The organism is Flavobacterium sp. UBA4854, from assembly GCF_002399805.1.
Lineage (GTDB): Bacteria > Bacteroidota > Bacteroidia > Flavobacteriales > Flavobacteriaceae > Flavobacterium > Flavobacterium ginsengisoli.
Genome location: NZ_DHEI01000120.1, coordinates 69,122 through 72,753, shown reverse-complemented (window position 1 = coordinate 72,753; position 3,632 = coordinate 69,122). Strand labels below are relative to the sequence as shown.

Genomic DNA, 3,632 nt, shown 5'->3' with positions numbered 1-3,632 from the left:
GCGCCGCCTTTAAATTCTTGTTCGGCTGCTTTTTCTACTTCTGGAGATTGAAAAGCTTGTAAAAACTGTTTTACTTTTTCTTCGTTTTTATTGTCTTCACGGCTTACTACCAAATTCACATAAGGCGACTCTTTATCTTCAACAAATAAAGCATCACGAGAAGGAACCAATCCAGCTGCTGAAGCAAAAGTATTGTTGATGATTGCAATAGAAACATTTTGGTCGTCTAAAGCACGAGGCAATTGAGGCGCTTCTAATTCTAATATTTTTAAGTTTTTAGGATTGCTCACAATGTCAGTTACCTTTGGCAATAAACCAACACCATCTTTCAATTTCAATAATCCGTTTTTCTGTAAAAGCAATAAAGAACGTCCGCCATTTGTTGGATCGTTTGGAATAATAATAGTGCTTTCGTTTTTCAATTCAGAAAGGCTTTTTATTTTTTTTGAATAAGCTGCAATCGGATACACAAATGTTTTTCCGATAATAGCCAATTTGTAACCTCTCTGTTTTGATTGCTCGTCTAAATAAGGTTTATGCTGAAAAGCATTTGCATCAATATCACCTTGGCTTAAAGCTTCGTTTGGAATTACATAATCGTTGAAAGAAACCAATTCAACTTCCAATCCGTATTTTTCTTTGGCTACTTTTTTAGCCGCTTCCGCCACTTTCAATTCTGGTCCAGAAGCCACTCCCACTTTTATAAAATGAGGATCGTTATTTTTTTTGTTTCCGCAATTTGATAAAACAAGCGTCAAAGCCAAAACTCCAGCTATTTTTAAAATATTTCTTTTCATGATAATTTGTATATTTTTTAAATTTTAACTTCTAACATTTTCACTTTCGACTTTCGACTTTCGACTTTCGACTAAAAATTTTATCTGTGATCGAATCGTTTTGATAATCTATCTCCCGCAAACTGAATCACGAATACTAAGATGACCAATAAAGCTAGAACAGAATTCATTGTTACGGCATCATACCCAATATAACCGTACTGGTATCCAACTTGTCCTAAACCACCTGCTCCAACAGCTCCACCCATTGCAGAATATCCGACAAGAGTAATTAAAGTAATTGAAGCTGCATTAATTAAAGATGGCAATGCTTCTGGCAACAATACTTTATACACAATTTGGAATGGAGTTGCTCCCAAAGCTCTTGCCGCTTCGATTAATCCTGACGGAAGGCTCAATAAGCTATTTTCTACCAATCGCGCAATAAATGGCGCCGCACCAATACTTAACGGAACTAAAGCTGCACTAACACCAATAGAAGTCCCGACAATGGCACGTGTAAACGGAATCATCCAAACAATTAAAATAATGAATGGAATAGAACGAAAAACGTTTACCACAACTGATAATGTTCTATTTAAAACTGGCTGTTCCAGAATTTGATTTTTACGCGTTAAGAACAATAAAATTCCTGTTGGAAGTCCTAGCAAAAAACCGAAAAAGCCCGATACAAAAGTCATAACAATGGTTTCCCATGTTCCTTTTAATAATAAATCTATAAGAGAATCAGACATAACCTATAATTTCTGTTTTAATATGTTTTGAATTAAAATACTGAATTGCCGCAGTGTAATTTTCGCGTTTTCCTGAAAGTTCAATCAACATTACGCCAAAATTAACTTCGCCAGCCTGGTCCATTTGTGCGCTTACAATTTTGAAATCGGTATCAAAAAGTCTTGAAACTTCTGAAATAACTGGTTCGTTAACCGATTTTCCTGTCATTTCTAATTTCAATAACGGATTCAAGTTTCCGTTATCTTCTTTTTGCAATTTCTCCTGATAAACCGCAGGAACATCAATATGTAAAGACGAAGCAATAAACTCTTTTGTCAACTCATGTTTTGGGTCTGCGAAGATTTCTCCAACACTTCCTTGCTCGATCAATTTTCCGTGACTGATTACTGCGACTTCATCACAAATCGATTTTACAACTTCCATTTGATGCGTAATCAATAGAACCGTAATATTCAGACGTTTGTTAATGTCTTTCAATAAATTTAAAATTGATCTTGTCGTTGCAGGATCTAGTGCGCTTGTAGCTTCATCAGACAAAAGCACTTTCGGATTATTGGCCAAAGTTCTTGCAATCGCTACTCTTTGTTTTTGTCCGCCCGAAAGACTTGCTGGATAATCGTTTGCTTTTTCGGCTAAACCAACTAATTGCAATAATTCTAAAACACGAGTTCTGATTTCGCTTTTTGAAGTTCCAGTCAATTCTAAAGGAAATGCCACATTTTCGAAAACCGTTCTCGAAGAAAGCAGATTAAAATGCTGAAAAATCATTCCGATTTGTCTTCTTTCAATCGCCAGTTCTGCGTTTGATAACTGCATTAAAGCTTTTCCGTCAACAATAATTTCACCAGAAGTTGGCCTTTCCAACAAATTCACGCAGCGAATCAGCGTACTTTTTCCTGCTCCGGAAGTTCCAATTACACCAAAAATTTTCCCTTCAGGAACTGTCAAAGAGACATCAGACAAAGCCGAAACGATTTTGTCTTTCTGATGAAAAGTTTTGGTTACATTTTTTAATTCAATCATTTTTTGAGTTTTAAAAACAAAAAAGCCTTTCATAAATCAGTTGAAAGGCTTTTTTGAAATAAATTTTATCATTTTATATTTAAGCCAGCTCAATAAATACCATAACAGTAGCACAGCACATTATGCTGCGACGATAATAATTATTCATTTTCTGGTTCTGTTTCTTCATAGCGAGTGCAAATTTAAATAGTTATTTTCAATTTTAACGCATAAATTATCAAAACTTTTATTAACCTATCAATTTAGTAGGTTATTTTGAGGTTTTAAATAAAAAAATCCAAATTCCAATTTGAAGTTTGGAACTTGGATTTAGAAGTATTGAGAATCAAAATCTTAATTGTTCTGTTCTGCAATTACAGATTTATTCAATTTAATAACTCTAATTTTTTTATTGGTATTATCAGATAAGAAAATGCGGTCATCAAGCTGTGCCGTGCCAACAATAGTACCGAATGGATTTTTTCCTAAAATATCAGAAGCGCTTAAAACTGCTTTGTAATTCATTTTATTGAACTCTGCTTTTGGATACAATTTTAAATAAGAAGCACTTCCTATATTTTCTGAAGTAACTGCCCAATCTTTGCTAAAAGATACTGCAATTGGTTTAATGTCTAAAAATTGCACTTTTTGCGGCTCTATAGGAGTTGTAAGCGAAGCTTCTGCATTAGCTTTTATATTGGCTATATTATAATACAAATAGCTTTTTGCATCTCTTCCTGCTACTACCAAATTTCCGTCAACAATATCTAATGAATACACTTCTGTCCATCCGTTTAAAGTATTTAATTTGGCAATAGGTTTTAAATTCCAATCGCTAGTTTCTGTAATTTGAGAAGCGTCAAGAACTTTTATGCTTTTTTCTTTTTCTTTTACAAACACCAATCCGTCTTTTGCTACAACACCAAAAACGTGTACAAAAGTTTGCCACCATTGACCGTTTCCTACCGTACTGATTCCTGCATTTGTAGTTTCATCAAAAACAAATAATCTCGATTCTGTACTTCCTACATAAATACGACCGTTATCAACGCTAACAGATGTTAAGCTCGTTAAAGGAATTGTTGTTGTTCCTTTTTT

The 3,632-nt window shown here is 34.2% G+C and carries 4 protein-coding genes; all 4 read right to left on the bottom strand.

Annotated features, from left to right (window positions below; all coding sequences use genetic code 11):
• Window positions 1-797, bottom strand: a 797-nt coding sequence (gene metQ / locus B3J44_RS17850) for a methionine ABC transporter substrate-binding lipoprotein MetQ (protein ID WP_286970074.1), incomplete at its 3' end; no start/stop codon positions are given.
• Window positions 798-877: 80 nt separating this feature from the next.
• The gene (locus B3J44_RS17845; RefSeq protein ID WP_286970071.1) at window positions 878-1,531 is read right to left on the bottom strand and encodes a methionine ABC transporter permease MetI; all 654 of its coding nucleotides are present in this window, start codon (window positions 1,529-1,531) and stop codon (window positions 878-880) included.
• Entirely contained in the window at window positions 1,524-2,555 is a 1,032-nt protein-coding gene (metN, locus tag B3J44_RS17840; RefSeq protein ID WP_286970068.1) for a methionine ABC transporter ATP-binding protein MetN, read from the bottom strand. The genes B3J44_RS17845 and metN overlap by 8 nt, the downstream gene beginning before the upstream one ends.
• A 333-nt stretch (window positions 2,556-2,888) precedes the next feature.
• Window positions 2,889-3,632 (bottom strand): hypothetical protein (locus B3J44_RS17835; RefSeq protein ID WP_286970065.1); only part of this gene is annotated, 744 nt, incomplete at its 5' end.

What these genes read in the sequence shown, in the direction of transcription:
- B3J44_RS17845 (WP_286970071.1), bottom strand. Translation starts at nt 1,531, where the DNA reads ATGTCTGATTCTCTTATAGATTTATTATTAAAAGGAACATGGGAAACC.
- metN (WP_286970068.1), bottom strand. Translation starts at nt 2,555, where the DNA reads ATGATTGAATTAAAAAATGTAACCAAAACTTTTCATCAGAAAGACAAA.